Below are 14620 nucleotides of genomic sequence, written 5' to 3' on the forward strand. Positions count from 1 at the left end.
CCCGGCGGTCGCCGCAGGACGGCGGAGGACGCCGGAGGTCGCCGCAGGACGGCGGAGGGCGGCGCCGGTCCCGGAAAAAGGGTTCGCCGCGTCCGATCACGCACCGTTAGGCTCCCCGGTGCACCGGGGCGGTGGGAGGGGGCTCATGCCGGACGAGCGGCGTATCAGCGGGTGGCTGCGGGACGACTTCGGGCTGGACGTCCGCCACGTCGTGCCCGTCGGCGGGGGCGCCGACGTGCGCGCCGCCGTCTTCCGGGCCACCACGGTCGACGGCGCCGACCTCGCCGTCAAGTGGACCACCGGCGGCTCCCCGGCCGGCCTCGCGGTACCGGCCTTCCTGGCGGCGTCCGGGATCGAGGGCGCGCCCGCCCCCGTGCCGACCCGCGCCGGGGGCTGGTGGAGCGAGCGCGAGGGCGCCCGCCTGTCCGCTGTGCGCTGGGTGGCCGGGACGCCCGCGCTCGACGCCCCGCTGGGGCCCGCGCACTGGACCGCCTACGGCCGCCTGCTCGCGCGCCTGCACGGCGGCCGACCGGGCCCCGACGTCACCCGGTGGGTACCGCGGGTCGACTACGCGGGCGACGCCGCCCGCTGGGCCGCCGGGTTCGACGCGGTCACGGCGCGGATCGACCGCGCCGAGGCGGCCCCCGGCCCGCGTGCCCTCCTCGGTGCCGGGGCGGGCACCGACCCGCGCGACCCTCTCGTCAACCGCCTCCTCGCCCTATGGGCCCGGCAGCGGCCCCGGCTGGCGGAGCTGCGCGACCGGACGGACCGCCTGGCCGCCCGCCTCGCCGCCGCCGACAGCGCCACCGGATGCGCCGCCGACTCCCCCGCGCCCTCCCCCGCCGACCCGCACGTGCTCTGCCACGGCGACCCGCACCTGGGCAACGTCATCGCGACCGGTCCCGGCGCGGTGGCGCTCATCGACTTCGACGACGCCGTCCTCGCCCCGCCCGAGAAGGACCTGATGTTCGTCCTGGGGCCCGGCGTGCTGTCGTTCGCCCCGGTGGACGACCGGCAGCGGGCGTGGTTCCTCGCCGGGTACGGCCCGGTGCGCCCCGACCCCGACCGGCTCGCCTACTTCCGCTGCGTGCGCGCCCTGGAGGACGCCGGCGACCTCGCCGCCCAGGTCCTCGACACCGCCGCCCACCCCGCCGCCGCCCGCGCCGAGGCGCTCGGCCACCTCGAGGGGTTCTGCTCGCCCGCCGGCCTGCTCGACCAGGCACTGGCCTGACAGGTCCGGGCTGGTGTGGACGGGCTTCCGGACTTGACGACCCGCCCGTTGTCGAGGACGCGGGCGGCGGGCGGGCGTTGCCCCCGGGTCGATCGAGTGGACCTGCTTCTCGGACACGCGGCGGTACCTGCCGCCACCAGGGACGGACTCGCCCTTGGCGGGAACCGTGAACCCGTCGACCTTGACCGCCGCCGAACCCTCGTCGTCCTCGATGGCTGGTCAGAGTCCGAAGAACGACTGCCGGTCTTTTCCAGGCCCGCTCCCGCATCGGTCCGGCTCGGGCACCGCGCCGAGCAGGTCACAGGGGAGCCGGTGCGGCAGGGCGGCGTGCGGGTCGCACCCCCGCCCGGTGCGGGACAGCGCGTGCTCCCCCGGTAGATGGAGAACGACGCGGGCGGCGGACCTCCGGCGGGTGCCCGGAACCGGGACGGCCGCGCCCTCGCGGACGGCCAGGGGACCGCCGTGCCGACGCCCGCCGGTGGAACGAGGCCGGGGGGGCGGAACGGTACCGCTGGTTCCGCCGGGCGGCCACCGGACTCGGCGGGGGGCGGCTACTCCCCCACGGTGCCGTCGATCGCCTCGCGGAGCAGGTCGGCGTGGCCGTTGTGCCGCGCGTACTCCTCGATCATGCGGGTCAGGACGTAGCGCAGCGAGATCTCCTCGCCGCGGTGCTCCACGGTGTCGTCGAGGGACGCGAAGCGGTCCGCGATGACGCGGGAGCCGTCGCACTCCCGCCGCCAGAGCGCGAACGCCGCGTCGGCGTCGGCGTCGGCGACGAGGAACTCGGCGTAGTCGCCGTCGGCTTCGGACCACGGCGACGGGACGTCCTCCCCGTTCAGAGTCCGGCGGAACCAGACGGCCTCGATCGCGGCCATGTGCCGGACGAGGCCGAGCAGGGTCAGCTTCGAGGTCGGCACGGCCGCCCGCCTCAGCTGATCGGCGGTCAACCCCTGGCACTTCAGGGCCAGCGTCGCCCGCTGGAAGTCGAGGAACGCGGTCAGGGATTCGCGGTCGCCGGCCGTGCGGGAGGGCTGGCGGCGGTGGTCGTCCTCCTGCGGGTGGTCGCGGCGCCGCACCGGTCCGGACCGCTGCGCGCTCCCGGCCGCCACCGCCCGGCGGACGAGCACGGCGGCCCCGCCGATGAGCACCGCAAGGAAGAGCAGTGTGAGGAGTTCGCCGGTTCCAAGGTTCATCGGTCACCCGCGTCCGGAAGGGCAGTGGAGGATGTGGCGGAAGTGTCGAGCGCAGTGCGGATGCGACAGTACCCAACGCGGCGGGGTTGTCAACGAGCCCGCGATCCCCGGCCCGCCGTGCCGTGGGTGGCGGCGGAGGGCCGCCCGTGGCCGGCTCCGGCAGGTCCCGGGCCGTGCCGCACACGCCGCCGGAAGCCGCTCTCCGCTGGTACCGATGGCCGGTCCCGGCCTCTGCCACCGGCCCCCCGGATCCGATGAGCGGCGGCGAGGACCGGCCGGACGCGCGACGGCGACGCGGTGCTGCGGGTCGCCGACACCGGGGCCGTACACACCGCCGCGAGCGCCGCCCGGCTCACCGAGCCGTTCCTGCGCTTCGAGGGGCGCACCCGCCGCGACGGCGAGGGCCACGGCCTGGGCCTGGCCCTGGTCTCCCGGGTGGTCGCGGTCCACGGCGGCACCCTGGACCCGCGCCCGCGCGACGGCGGAGGGCTGGACGTCACCGTCACCCTCCCCGGCCGCATGACGCCCCCGGGCCGAGCCGTACCCGGGCGGTAGCGCCCCAGGGCGGCCGGGACCGGGCGGCGCGGGGCGATGTCCGCCGCCCGCCTCCGACCGGGACGCGGTCCACTTCGAACCGGGCGCCGCCGACCTCAGACCGAAGCGCCGCCCGCCTGGGCCGGAGCCCCGTCGACCTCAGATCGGAGCGCCGCCGAAGGAGAGTTCGTTGCCGTCGGGGTCGCGGAAGATCGCCTTGCGCACCCCGTTGTCGTAGGTCTCGCGCTTCGCGGGCTGCAGGCCGCGCTCGGCGATCGCCGCGATGCGGGCGTCGAAGTCGGCGGCGAAGACCGTGTGCATGGCGTGCCCGGCGCGTTCGGGCAGGTGCTCGATGTACACGTACCGGTGCTCGGCCAGCTCCCACACCGCCTCGACGTCGTTGGGGTGGAAGGCCGGTGGGCCGCCGAGCAGGCGCTCGTACCAGGCCAGCGCGGCCGGATAGTCGGCCACGGGGATACCGGCGAAGAGGTCGACGCTCATCCCGCAAGCGTAGGCCGGACCCCCGGCAGAACCCGGCCACCACCCACCCCACGTGTCGGGGCACCCCACCGGCGGTCCCGATGCGGTGCCCCTCGGGGGAACTACACCTCGCCCGCCTTCACGCCGGACACGAGCGCGGCCCACTCTTTCACCGGGAACCCGAGATGCCCGAGTCCGCGGTGCTGCGTGTCGCGCACGTAGACGGCTCGCTCGGTCTCACGCACCTCAAGGCAGTTGGTGGCCCCGTCGCTGTAGGAAGACTTGTGCCACTTCTCAAGCTGCATGGTTCAGTCCCTCGATCTCTCTGCGGATGCGCTCCAGCGACCTTTCCGGACTGTCTGCCGCTGCCTGGAGGGCCGCGTAGAGCATCCTGTACTGCGCTACTTCGGTCTGCGATACGACGACCTGACCCTCTCGCACCGACTCAGCGAACATGACCTCGGGTTCGTCCTGCCGGGTGATCAGCTTGAACGGTCCACTCACACCCGGATGCCCCGGAGCGTCACTCGAAATCACCTGGACTGACAGTCTCCCTGTTTGCACGAGGTCGGCCACATGCTCCAGTTGACGTCGCATGACGCCAACGCCGCCGTAGCGACGACCGAAGATCGTCTCGTCCACGACCAGCCACAGTTTAGGGCTGTGGCGCTCCGCCACACGTTGCGCCCTCTCCCATCGCTGGGCTGCCCTGTGCTCTGCCTCGTCCGGGGTAAGCCATGGAGTGCCGTTGCGAAAGAGCGTCCGCGAGTATTCCACGGTCTGCAAGTGCGCCGGGAACACCAGAACCTGGTACTCGTATACGGCCCATGCGGTGTCGATCAGTTCAGCTAGTTCGTAGCGCCATGCTTCGCGCCCGTCGCCTGTGAGTTCATCCCACAGCCGGGACAACCTGGCGCTACCGAACTCCTTGTCGAGGGCGTCCAACATACGAGAGGTCGGCGCCGACTTACCACGCTCCAAATCGGACATACGCGTCCGAGAGGAGCCGACCCTTTTCGCGATCACGTCAAGGGTCATGTCCGCCGCCTGGCGGAGTCTGCGCACTTCAGAGCCGAAGCGCGCACGCGCACGTACATCATGCTGCATAAATCCATTGCACCACACGCCCCAGCGTTCACGGAGGGATTCCGGAATCTTCCACAGTGGCATGGAAGTCTTTCCGAATAGAGCCGATCGACTTCCGGATCGGATGACCAGGCGAAATTCTGGTTCCGCGAGCGAGGTCCGAGGTCACGGTCTCCCCTGGCACCGCACCAGGGACGGGAGCCTCATGCCTCGCTCCGGAAGGAGAATTCATGTGGCAGGACGACCGACCCTCACCCGCCACGGCCCGTGGAAAAGCTCCCGGCGCCACACCGCCACACGCGCCCGCCGCATCGGCGGCCCTACCCCAGCGGCGGCGGTTCCCCGCCACCCCGTCGTCCATCCGACGGGCGCGCGCGTTCGTCGTGGAGGCGCTGGCGCGCCATGACCTGCACGGCCTCCGCGACGGGGCGGGGATCATCGTCTCCGAGTTGGCGACGAACGCACTACGGCACAGCCGCAGCGGGCGGCGCGGAGGCCACTACTCGGTCACCGTCGCACAGACCGCCACCGGGGCGCGCGTCGAGGTCACCGACGACGGCCCGTGGTCCACCCGCCCCACCGCGCCCGTGGTCCGTGCGAATCCCATCACCGATCCCGAGACCGGGCCTGGGACCGGGATAGGCGAGGGCGGGCGTGGCCTCTTCCTCGTCGCCGCGTACAGCGTCGAATGGGGCACGACCCGCCACACCGACGGTCGGCGCACCGTCTGGGCCGGACTCCGGTCGGGCGGCACCGATGGTTGACCTTCCCGCGTGTCGGCGCGGGCTCATCGTCGTCCACGCCGACGACCCCGACGGCGCCGTCCCGCTGACCGTCGAGGCCGTCCTTCCCCCCGAACACGTCCTGGTCCGCGAACCCCGCACCGAGCAGGCCCGGCACGTGCGCATCCGCGACGTCGTTCCCCTGCACGCCGGGCACCTGTGCGCGCTGGCCCGCGCCTGGCCCGAGGGCACCCAGGTGCTCATCGGCGGCGGCCACATGTGCGAGGTCATCGGGTGGGAGCCGCACCGCTCCGCGTTCGGCCTGCTCTACCTGCGTGACATGGCCGACGGGACGACCACCCTCGCCCACTGCCGCGACGTCGTCCGGACCGTCCCGGTCAACGCGTTCACGCCGCCCCCGCTGTGCCGGGTCGAACCGCGTCCCCGGCCGGCCATCCGGCGCGCGGGTGGGTCCGGGAGAGGGCGGTGACGGGTGGGCTTCCGGTCTCCCGGACGACTCGAGCGGCGCCGCCGTGCGGGCGTACCGCGCGGCGGCGCCGTTCGGTGCCGGGCGTCCGTCAGGGGGCGGGCGTGGTGGAGACCGTCGCGTCCGGGCAGGCGGCGGCGAGGCGGGTCAGCGTGTCGCGTTCGGCCGTGTCCGCGGTGAGGCCCCACCGGACCTTCACGGTGGTCCACTCCGTGGCGTAGCGGCAGTGGGTCTCGGCGGCGGAGGGCAGCCAGGTGGCGGGGTCCTGGTCGGCCTTCTGCCGGTTCTCGCGGGCGGTGACGGCGACGAGGGCGACCGGCTCGCCCAGGTCGTTGGCGTAGTCGCGGCGCCGCTGGGTGGTCCACTCGGAGGCGCCGGAGTCCCACGCCTCGGCCAGCGGGACCATGTGGTCGATGTCCAGGCCCCGGGCGTCGGTGTGGACCTGCCCGTCGTAGTAGGAGGACCACTCCCCGCCGCTGATGCGGCACCGCTCGCCGACCTCGGGCGCCGTGGTGGCCTCCTCCAGGAGCACCTCGGCGCGCGTGGAGCAGCCGTCGCGGTCGCCGTCGGACCAATGCGGGAACAGGTCGCGGTCGTAGCCGTCCCGGCTCTCCTCGGCGGCGGGCAGCGCGGCGACGGCGTCCGCGAGGGGGACCTCCGCGGCCGCGTGCGCGGGCGGCCCGGCGACCAGCGTGCAGGTCACCAGGGACACGGCGGCGCAGGCGGCGGCCCGCCGCAGGGGCAGGGAGCGGGGCATGGCGCCCTCCATTCCTCTATCACGTTGGGTTGTCGCGGAACAACCTAGGGTGTCGACCGGGGAATGTCCGCGACCGCCGCGCGGCGGCCTTCGCGGGCGGGGAGGCGGCCGTCGCGGCGGTCGCCCCGCTCTCCGGCACGGCGCGCGGCCCGGATCGGCCGACGGGGGCCGGGATAGCATCGGGTGGCCGGGCCGCGGGTCCCCGCGGCGCGCCGCACGCGCGGCGGTCCGGCCGGGACGGAGCCGGAGGCGATGCACGGTGGAGGAGACGCTGGCCGCACTGGCCCTGTCCGGCGGGACGACCCTGGTCGGCGCCATGGCGACGTCGGCGTGGCAGGCGGCGTCCTCGGGCGTCGCGCGGCTCTTCGCCCGCCGGGGGGACGACGTCGCGGGCCAGCTCGACGACCACGCGGCCCTCGTCGACCGGGCGCCCGACCCCGATCAGGCGCGGCAGAGCCTCGTCCCGCTGTGGCGGCTCCACCTGGAGGACCTGCTGCGCCGCGACCCCGCCGCAGCCGACGAGCTGCGGGACCTGATCGACCGGGTCCGGTCGCAGTTGCCCGCGACCGAGCAGCGGTGGGTGCAGACCATCGTCGCCAAGGACGGCGGGCAGGCGTTCGGGGCGCAGGGCGGCAACGTCATCGTGCACCAGGCCGGCCCCGACCGGGACCTCCCCGGGAGCGGGCCTTCCGGCACCGCTGTCTGAACGGGCCGTACGCCGCCGTCCGCGCCGCGCCGGATCACTCCTCCCCGCCCCTGATGCGCGTGATCCACGCCCGGAGGCGGCCGGGGCGGGGCGGTACCGGCCCGCCCCGTCCGTCGCTGCCGCCGCCGTCGCGCCGAAAACGCAGCTCCGCCAGCTCGGCGCGGGCGCCGTCGAGGTCCGCCGCGACGACGTCCGGCCGCTCCGCGGCGAGCCGCGTGTACACGCGCACCGCCTCCTCCAGCGCGGCGACGGCACCCGCGCGGTCGCCCTCGGCCCGCCGCAGGCCCGCCAGGGTGCGCAGCACGCGCGCCAGGACGGGCAGGTTGGCCTCCGGGTCCCGGCGGGCCGACCGCCGGAGGACCCGGGCCGCGCGGTCCAGCGCGGCCGCGGCCTCCTCCGCCCTGCCCAGTCCGACCAGCACCGCCGCCAGGTTCTCCGTGGCGAGCGCGAGGGCCACGGCGTGCTCGCGGGGTCCGCGCTCCGCCAGCGCGTCGAGGATCGCCACCGCCTCCTCCGCATGCGCCCGCGCCTCCTCCAGCAGCCCGTCCGCCCGCAGGTTCAGGGCGGCGACGTGGAGCGACGCGGCGACCGGGCGCCCGTCCCCGGACACCGAGCGGAACAGGTCGGCGGACTCCCGTGCGGCGGCGGCCGCCTCCCCGTGGTCGCCCACCCCCTCCGCCTTGTCCGCCAGGTAGCGCAGGGCCAGCGCCAGGTCGCGGCGGTGCCCGTCGGCCCCGTCCCGGGCCAGTCGCCGGTACGCGGCGACCGCCTCCCGCCCGACCTCGGCGGCCTCCCCCCAGCGCCCCATCAGCTCCAGCGCCTGCCCGAGGATCTTCAGCGTGATGGCGTGTCCGGGGGCGTAGGCGCCCGGGTCGTCGCGGGCGAGTCCGCGGTACGCCCGCGCGAACCGGTGGAGCAGCGGGACCGCCTCGTCCCGCGCCAGGCGCCGGTAGAAGTCGGCGCCCTCGTCGTCGGGCAGGCCCGCCGACGCGGCGACGACCTGCCACAGCGTGGCCGCCAGGCCGTCCTCCAGCCGGTTCCCGTCCTGGGCGCGCAGCTCCTCGGCCGCCACCTGCACGGCGCGGGCCGCCTCCTCCCAGCGCCCCAGATCCGCGAGCAGGGCGGCGTCGACGCACAGCACGCCGAGCAGGTCCTCGTCCCTGGTGGGGACGCCCTGCGCCGTCCGGAGGAAGTCGGCGAACTCGCGGTGCGCGTCCAGCACGTCGTCCCACCGCCGCAGCCGCCGCAGGAAGGCGAGGACCGCGAAGAAGCCCTGGACGACGGCGGTCGCGGCGACCACCGCGCCGGGGCCTCGGGCCAGGCGGCGGAGCAGCCCCACGGCCGTGTGCAGGCTCCCCGCCGTGCCCTCGGCGAACCCGTGCACCAAGGAGAGGCTCAGGATCGAGAACAGGACCGCCTCCGCGGCGTCGCGGTCCCCCTCGGGCTCCTGCCGGCCGCGGATCTCCACGGCCTCGGCGAACGCGGTGACGACCTCCTCGATCCGCCCGAGGTTGAGGAGGAGGGCCGCCCGGGCGGTCACCAGGAATTCGAGGTTCGTGTCGTATGCGCGAGGGTCGTCCCGTGGCAGTCGGCGGGCGGCCGCGACCGCCTCCGCGGCGAGTTCCTCCGCCCGGTCGGGACGGGACGCGGCCAGGGCGCCGGCGAGGTTCACGAGCATGTAGGGCACGGTCTCCGCGTGGCCCTCGGGGTCCTGGCGGGCCAGCCGGCGCGCGATCTCGACCGCCTCGCGGGCCAGCTCCGCGGCCTCCTCCGACCGGCCCAGGTACGGCAGGAAGAACGCGGCGCCGGTGAGCGCGGCGGCCAACCCCTCGTCGTACTCGACGGGGTCGGCGCCCGCCAGGTCGCGGCGGGCGCCGACGGCCTCGCGGAAGGCGGCCGCGGCCTCGTCCGGCCGGGTGGAGGAGGGGCGGACGGCGCCGCGGCCGGCGGCGATCGACAGCGCCTCGTCGTGCGGTTCGAGCCCTTGGAACACCAGGGCCATGGCGAGTGCGAGGGCCGTTTCGGCGCGGCCGGGGCCGAACTCCCGCGGGTCCGCCGCTGCGAGGCGGCGGTAGCGGCCCAGCGCGTCCGCGTACACGGCGACGGCCTTCTCGTTGCGGCCGGCCTGGTCGAAGCGCGCGCCGAGGCCGACCAGGATGCGGGCGCGGGCGGCGTCGTCCGCCGCCGCGGGCAGGCGGTGGGCGGCGAGGCGCTCCACCAGGTCGGCGGCCGCGACGGCGAGGTCCCCGGTCGCCTTGTCCGGCAGCAGGGCCTCGACCGCTTCGAGCGAGGCGGCCAGGTGCGGCCAGCGCTCGCTCGCGCTGCTGAGGAAGACGACGGCGCGCGCGGCGAACGGCGGCGGGCCGCCGCCCTCGGCGGGGGTGAGCAGGAGCCGGGGGGCGTCCGCGGTCCAGGCGTCGGCCGGGTGGTCGGGGTTGTCGTGGCCGGGGAGGCACAGGGCGATGAAGTCCTCCGCCAGGCGGTCGGGGTAGAGCGGTTCCAGGACCGTGCCGGGGTCGGCGGGCGGATAGCAGGACGTGTGGTCGGCGAGGACGCGGTCGGCGCCGGGGCCCAGGCCGACGGCGGTCAGGACGCCCTCGGCGTCCCGGTGGCCCATGGGCCCGGTGAGGGCGGCGACGAACGCCGCCCGCGACAGCCGGGTGACGGCGTGGGCGGTCTCGGCGGGCGCGCGGTGGCGGTCGCCCCCGGTGCACAGGTCGTGCCAGTGGGCGCGCTCCCGGCCGAGCAGGTAGGTGGTCAGGCCGGTCATGGTGGCGGGCGGGGGACGTGAGGCGGAGCGGGCGTGGCCGTCGACGGCGACCAGCGCGGCCATGTGCACGGCCAGCGTCAGCCCGAAGTCCGGGTGGGCCAACCCGTCGGGCGGGGCGATCGCCTCCGCCGGGACGCCGTAGTGCTCCGCGAAGGCGTCGCGGGCGGCGCGGAACATGCGCGGCCGGGCGTCCCGCCCCTCCCACCCACCGGGCAGCGGGGGCAGGGCGCGGACCGACGTGGCGGCCTGGACGCCGGCCAGGGACGCGCGGACGGCCGACCACGCGTCGCGGCCGCGCGCCAGGAGCAGCACGCGGGCGGGGCGGGCGGGGTGGTGCAGCACGGCGTTGCTGAACAGCCAGGTCAGGTGGGCGAGGGGCCACCGGTCGGCGTAGTCGGCCACGAGCAGCACCCCGCCGTCCGGCGTGGGCCGCAGATCCTGGCCGCCGGGTGGCGGCAGCGTGGCGCCGGGGCCGTGGACGGCGGTGACGGCGCGCCACCCGTCGTCCTGCGACTCCCGGGCGAACCGGTCGGCCAGCCGGCTCTTGCCCTGCCCGCCCGGGGCGTGCAGCCAGCGGACGGCGAGGCGGTCGGCGGAGTCGCGCCAGCTCCGCAGGTCGGCCAGCTCCTCCTCGCGGCCGGTGAAATCCACGACGGCGTACCGGGCGAGCAGCATGCGGCTGGGCGACTCCCGCAGCCACCGGGAATCCGGCGGGGCCGGCGGGCGCCGGTTCTCCAGCACGTACAGCGGGGTGCCGTCGCCGAAGACGTGGATGTCGGCGCCGATGGCGCCGTAGGCGAAGCCGTCGACCGCGTGCACGTTCTGCCGCGGGTCCGCGGGATCGGGCGACCGGGGGTCGCCGGGGAGGGAGGGGAACAACGGGCGCCCCCATCGTCGGAAACGCCCCCGGCCGGAGGTGCGGGGCGGTGCGCCCGGGCCGGGAGGGGGATGCGGATGGACACGGGTGTTCGGCCGGTCTCCGGACGCCGCTGTCCGGTGCGCCGCCGCACGCACGGAGGGTCACGCGCCGGGCACGCTCTCCCCCTCGCGGTCACGCTACCGGAGCCGGCCGGCCGCGCCCGGTGGCGAAGCTGTCCGTCTCCGGCCACACGCCGCCCCGCTCCACGGAGCGCGGGCGCGGCTAGGGGGTGACGGTGAGGCAGGGCAGGGGTTCGGTCCAGTGGGACGGGTCGCGGAGGACACCGGTGGCCGCGCTCACGAAGGCCGGCCCGGCCGGCCGCCACCCCGCGCCGGGGGAACCCGCCCAATCGACCGGCGCGCCCAGGTCGGCCCAGCCCCGCGAGGGCTTCGCGCTGTGGCCGGTCGATCGGCAGCGACGGGTCGACCCGGACGCCGACCGCGCCTCGTGCGGCCCCGATGAGCACCGGACTGCCGCGCGCGTTCCACCGGAACGAGAGCGCCGTCCCGTGGCGGGACAGGTCCGCGACGCGCGCCGCGTCCGCGCCGTGGTACCCGTTGACCTCCAGCAGGGAGACGTGGGCCCCGGCCCGCCGCACCGCCACACCGGAGCAGACCGTCCAGCCCACGCCGAGTTCGGCGATCCCCGGATGGTCGGCCGGCATGCGCGCGTAGAGGTCGCACAGGTCCACGGCGGCGGGCGCTAGGTTGGGCCGATGCGCCGACCGGAGCCGCCGCCACCGTACTGGAACACCAACGTCGCCCGTCACCCGGGGATCCTGCGCGCCGTCCCCGAGGGGTGCCGCGACGCGCTGGACGTGGGGTGCGGGGACGGCCTGCTGGTGCGCCGGCTCGCCGAGCGGGCGGAGCGGGTGACCGGGATCGACGCGTCACCCGCGATGATCGCCCGCGCCCGCGCGCTCGCCGCCGGCCGCGACGGCGTCGGCTTCGTCGAGGGCGACTTCCTGCGCGCCGACCTGCCCGCGGCGGGTTACGACTTCGTCTGCTCGGTGTCGGCGGTCCACCACATGGACTTCGCGGCGGCCCTCACCCGCATGCGCGGTCTGCTGCGCCCCGGCGGCACCCTGGTCGTGGTCGGCCTCGCCCGGGAGGCGAGCCCGGCGGACTGGGCGGTGGTGATCGCGGCGGCCCCGCTGGTGCGGGCGGTGAAGGTGCTGCGCCGCGCGTCCGGCCCGGCGGGGATGCCCGAGGCGGCACCCCCGCTGAGCTATGGGCAGGTGCGGGCGGCGGCCCGCCGCATCCTGCCGGGGGTGCGCTACCGCCGGCACGTGCTCCGCAGGTACTCCCTGACCTGGGTGAAGCCCACCGGCCCGAGCTGAGCCCGCCGGCCCCCGGCCGCCGGAACCGGCTAGGGCCCGTTCCCAGGAGGAGGCGACACCCCGGCCGATCCGGATCGTCGGACCGGGTGCGCGACGCTCGGCACCCGGCCGTCGGCTCACCCCCGGGAGGAGTCGTGGCATCCGCACGGGTGGTCGGCCGCGCCGTAGCCGTCGCTGAGCCGCATCCAGGAGAACGCCGGTTCCTGCGGTACTCCGGCCGGTGAGTTCTCCCAGTCCTCCTGCCGCCCGAACGGGGTGAGGTCGAGGAGGTCGAAGACCATCATGAAGGGCTCCTCGCCTCGGGCGTGGGTCGACCAGGTGTGGAAGACGCGGTCGCCGCGACGCAGGAACACGCTGATCGCCTGGCGCTCCTCGCCGTCGACGGTCGCGCCGAAGTCGGTGTTGAACCCGTCGCCGACGGTCGAGTACCACGGCAGGCGCCACCCCATGCGGTCGCGGAAGGCGTACAGCCGGTCCACGGGGGCACGGGAGGTGAGCGCGAACGCGGTCCGCCGGGCGTGCAGGTGGGAGAGCGGGCCGATGTGCTCCGCCATCATCGAGCACCCGTCGCAGCCTTCGTTCCAGTCGGGGGCGAACATGAAGTGCTGGACGATGAGCTGCGGATGCCCGCCGAAGAGGTCGAGCAGGGTGACGCGCCCTTCCGGCCCGTCGAACGCGTAGTCCGCGCGCACTTCGACCATGGGCATGCGCCGGCGCGCCGCGCTGATCGCGTCCTTCATCCGGGTCAGGGCCTTCTCCTGCTGCAGCAGGACACCTCTGGCGTCGTTCCACGTGGCGCGGTCGACGATGGGCGGCCCGGCGTGCCCGGCGTTCACCGGTGGAACCCTTCGCGCAGGTTGATCCCGTGCTCCAGCCAGACCTTGAGCGCGGCGAGCATGCCGGTCCATCCCTCGCAGTTGCCGAAGGCGGCTTCGGCTCCCTCGGGGGTCGGCCGCCACGAGGTCTCGGTGATCGTGACCAGGGTCCGCGCACCGGCGTCGATCGGCTCGAACTCGAAGACCACCCTCGTCGTGCCGCCGGTGCCGGACGCCGCCCGGCCGCCCCACTCGACGACGATCCGGTGCGGTGGGTCGGCCTCGACCACCGCGACGGGGAAGGCGCCGGGGAAGTCGGCGAAGTCCCAGACGACCTGCTCGCCGGCCTTCAGGCGCCCTCGGGCGCCGCCGGTGGCGAAGTACCGCGAGAGCTGCTCGGGGTCCGCCACGGCCTCGTACACCTGCGCGCAGGGACGTGCGACACGCCCCGACACGGTGAACGAGAGCTCGTCCAGTACGCCATCAGGTTTCATGTTGTAAACTTATAACATGAAACCTGATGGCGCCAAGGACGCCGACGACGATCGGGTGTTCAAGGCGCTGGCCTCGCCGGTGCGCCGCCGCATGCTCGACGAGCTGAGGAAGGCCCCCCACACCACCGGATCGCTCTGCGCACTCCTGCCCGAGCTGGACCGCACGACGGTGCTGCAGCACCTGCGGGTGCTCGAACGCGCGGAACTGGTCACCGGACGCAAGGTGGGGCGCGAGCGCCACCTGTCGCTCGCGCCGCTGCCGATCAAGCGCATATACGACCGCTGGATCAGCGACTACATGACCGCCGCGGTCGATCTCCTCGACCGCCTGGACACCGACTGACGACGGCCGACGCCGGCCGGCACCGCCGACACACCTCCTAAGCGGGCGCCCGGGAGGTGTCGGGGGCCGTCCACAGGCCGACGATCGCGTCGATGAGGCCGGTGGCGAGGTCCTCCCAGCTGGGCTGGAGGGTGGCGGCGTGCGCGGCGAGGGCGCGCTCGCGGTCCGCCGCCATCTGGGTGATGAGGTGGCGCGTCATGGCCGACCGCTCCTCGAACACCCCGGGGGGCAGGTCGGGCAGGCACCGGCTCATCCCCTCCCGCAGCGCCCGCATCGACGGGACGGCGGCGGAGACCTCCTCGGTCGTGAGCGCGTAGAGGGCGGGGTCGGCCGTCACCTGGGCGATGAACCGCGCGTACCAGCTCGGGTGGCCCAGGGTCGCCAGGTGGCGGGTGGTCGGGCGGACCGCGCAGGCCACCCAGTCCCGCAGGCCGGCGGAGTCGTCCATATCGGCCAGCAGCCCGTCGCGGATCGCCTCGATCCGCTCGGCGTGCCGGCGCACGATCGCGCAGATGAGGTCGGTCTTGGTGCCGAAGTGGTAGGTGACCGCGGCGTTGTTGCCCTGCCCCGCGGCCTCGCTGATCTGGCGGTTGGCCACCGCGTAGAGCCCGCGTTCGGCGAACAGCCGCTCCGCCGCACCCAGCAGCGCCTCCCGCGTCGCGGCCGCCCGCTCGTCGTGCCTCGTCCTGCCCGCCATCAGCACCATCCACCACACGGGGCCTCGTTCCCCCCGCGGCCGCCGGC

At 75.4% G+C, this 14620-nt stretch carries 15 protein-coding genes and 1 pseudogene; 7 read left to right on the top strand and 9 right to left on the bottom strand.

The window, feature by feature from the left end; all coding sequences use genetic code 11:
* The first annotated feature begins 145 nt into the window (after positions 1-145).
* On the top strand, positions 146-1231 hold the full coding sequence (locus NT8_RS05145) for a phosphotransferase enzyme family protein (RefSeq protein WP_067964801.1): 1086 nt from the start codon (positions 146-148) through the stop codon (positions 1229-1231).
* A 551-nt stretch (positions 1232-1782) separates the two neighbouring features.
* Here the strand turns inward: NT8_RS05145 and NT8_RS05150 are convergent.
* A complete protein-coding gene (locus NT8_RS05150; RefSeq protein WP_084468652.1) occupies positions 1783-2424 on the bottom strand; it encodes a DinB family protein in 642 nt (213 codons plus the stop codon).
* 294 nt (positions 2425-2718) lie between these two features.
* On the opposite strand from NT8_RS05150, the pseudogene NT8_RS05155 reads away from it, so the two are divergent.
* Positions 2719-2979 (top strand): annotated as a pseudogene (locus tag NT8_RS05155) (ATP-binding protein); the annotation flags it as partial.
* Positions 2980-3117: 138 nt separating this feature from the next.
* On the opposite strand, the gene NT8_RS05160 reads toward NT8_RS05155, so the two are convergent.
* The 3 genes from NT8_RS05160 to NT8_RS05170 form a co-directional block, all read right to left on the bottom strand.
* Entirely contained in the window at positions 3118-3459 is a 342-nt protein-coding gene (locus tag NT8_RS05160) for a VOC family protein (RefSeq protein WP_067964805.1), read from the bottom strand.
* A gap of 101 nt (positions 3460-3560) precedes the next feature.
* Positions 3561-3743 carry a DUF397 domain-containing protein gene (locus tag NT8_RS05165; protein ID WP_067964807.1) on the bottom strand — a complete coding sequence of 61 codons (183 nt, stop codon included), beginning with the start codon at positions 3741-3743 and terminating at the stop codon, positions 3561-3563.
* Entirely contained in the window at positions 3733-4608 is an 876-nt protein-coding gene (locus NT8_RS05170; protein ID WP_245646036.1) for a helix-turn-helix domain-containing protein, read from the bottom strand. Before NT8_RS05170 ends, NT8_RS05165 begins: the two co-directional genes overlap by 11 nt.
* Before the next feature lie 146 nt (positions 4609-4754).
* Between NT8_RS05170 and NT8_RS05175 the strand changes: the two genes are divergently transcribed.
* Positions 4755-5288, top strand: coding sequence for an ATP-binding protein (locus tag NT8_RS05175; protein WP_084468654.1), 534 nt, complete (start codon positions 4755-4757; stop codon positions 5286-5288).
* Entirely contained in the window at positions 5281-5736 is a 456-nt protein-coding gene (locus tag NT8_RS05180; protein ID WP_067964811.1) for a hypothetical protein, read from the top strand. Before NT8_RS05175 ends, NT8_RS05180 begins: the two co-directional genes overlap by 8 nt.
* Before the next feature lie 88 nt (positions 5737-5824).
* On the opposite strand, the gene NT8_RS05185 is transcribed toward NT8_RS05180, so the two are convergent.
* Positions 5825-6490: an HNH endonuclease family protein gene (locus NT8_RS05185; protein WP_067964895.1), complete on the bottom strand. Its 666-nt coding sequence runs from the start codon at positions 6488-6490 to the stop codon at positions 5825-5827.
* A 259-nt stretch (positions 6491-6749) separates the two neighbouring features.
* Here NT8_RS05185 and NT8_RS05190 point away from each other — a divergent pair, with 259 nt between their 5' ends.
* Entirely contained in the window at positions 6750-7196 is a 447-nt protein-coding gene (locus NT8_RS05190; protein ID WP_067964813.1) for a hypothetical protein, read from the top strand.
* A 34-nt stretch (positions 7197-7230) separates the two neighbouring features.
* Here the strand turns inward: NT8_RS05190 and NT8_RS05195 are convergent, their stop codons facing one another.
* Positions 7231-10845: a tetratricopeptide repeat protein gene (locus tag NT8_RS05195; protein ID WP_067964816.1), complete on the bottom strand. Its 3615-nt coding sequence runs from the start codon at positions 10843-10845 to the stop codon at positions 7231-7233.
* 755 nt (positions 10846-11600) lie between these two features.
* On the opposite strand from NT8_RS05195, the gene NT8_RS05205 reads away from it, so the two are divergent.
* Positions 11601-12224 carry a class I SAM-dependent methyltransferase gene (locus NT8_RS05205; RefSeq protein WP_067964819.1) on the top strand — a complete coding sequence of 208 codons (624 nt, stop codon included), beginning with the start codon at positions 11601-11603 and terminating at the stop codon, positions 12222-12224.
* Positions 12225-12340: 116 nt separating this feature from the next.
* On the opposite strand, the gene NT8_RS05210 is transcribed toward NT8_RS05205, so the two are convergent.
* On the bottom strand, positions 12341-13060 hold the full coding sequence (locus NT8_RS05210; protein ID WP_067964822.1) for a DUF899 domain-containing protein: 720 nt from the start codon (positions 13058-13060) through the stop codon (positions 12341-12343).
* Complete coding sequence (locus NT8_RS05215) at positions 13057-13533, bottom strand: SRPBCC domain-containing protein (RefSeq protein ID WP_067964824.1); 477 nt, start codon at positions 13531-13533, stop codon at positions 13057-13059. The genes NT8_RS05210 and NT8_RS05215 overlap by 4 nt, the downstream gene beginning before the upstream one ends.
* A 16-nt stretch (positions 13534-13549) precedes the next feature.
* Here NT8_RS05215 and NT8_RS05220 point away from each other — a divergent pair, with 16 nt between their 5' ends.
* Positions 13550-13876: an ArsR/SmtB family transcription factor gene (locus NT8_RS05220; protein WP_067964826.1), complete on the top strand. Its 327-nt coding sequence runs from the start codon at positions 13550-13552 to the stop codon at positions 13874-13876.
* Positions 13877-13913: 37 nt separating this feature from the next.
* Here the strand turns inward: NT8_RS05220 and NT8_RS05225 are convergent, their stop codons facing one another.
* Entirely contained in the window at positions 13914-14573 is a 660-nt protein-coding gene (locus tag NT8_RS05225; protein ID WP_067964897.1) for a TetR family transcriptional regulator, read from the bottom strand.
* Positions 14574-14620: the final 47 nt, after the last annotated feature.

Origin of the sequence: Nocardiopsis trehalosi NBRC 14201 (genome assembly GCF_001552555.1) — a bacterium.
Taxonomy (GTDB): Bacteria; Actinomycetota; Actinomycetes; order Streptosporangiales; family Streptosporangiaceae; genus Nocardiopsis_B; species Nocardiopsis_B trehalosi.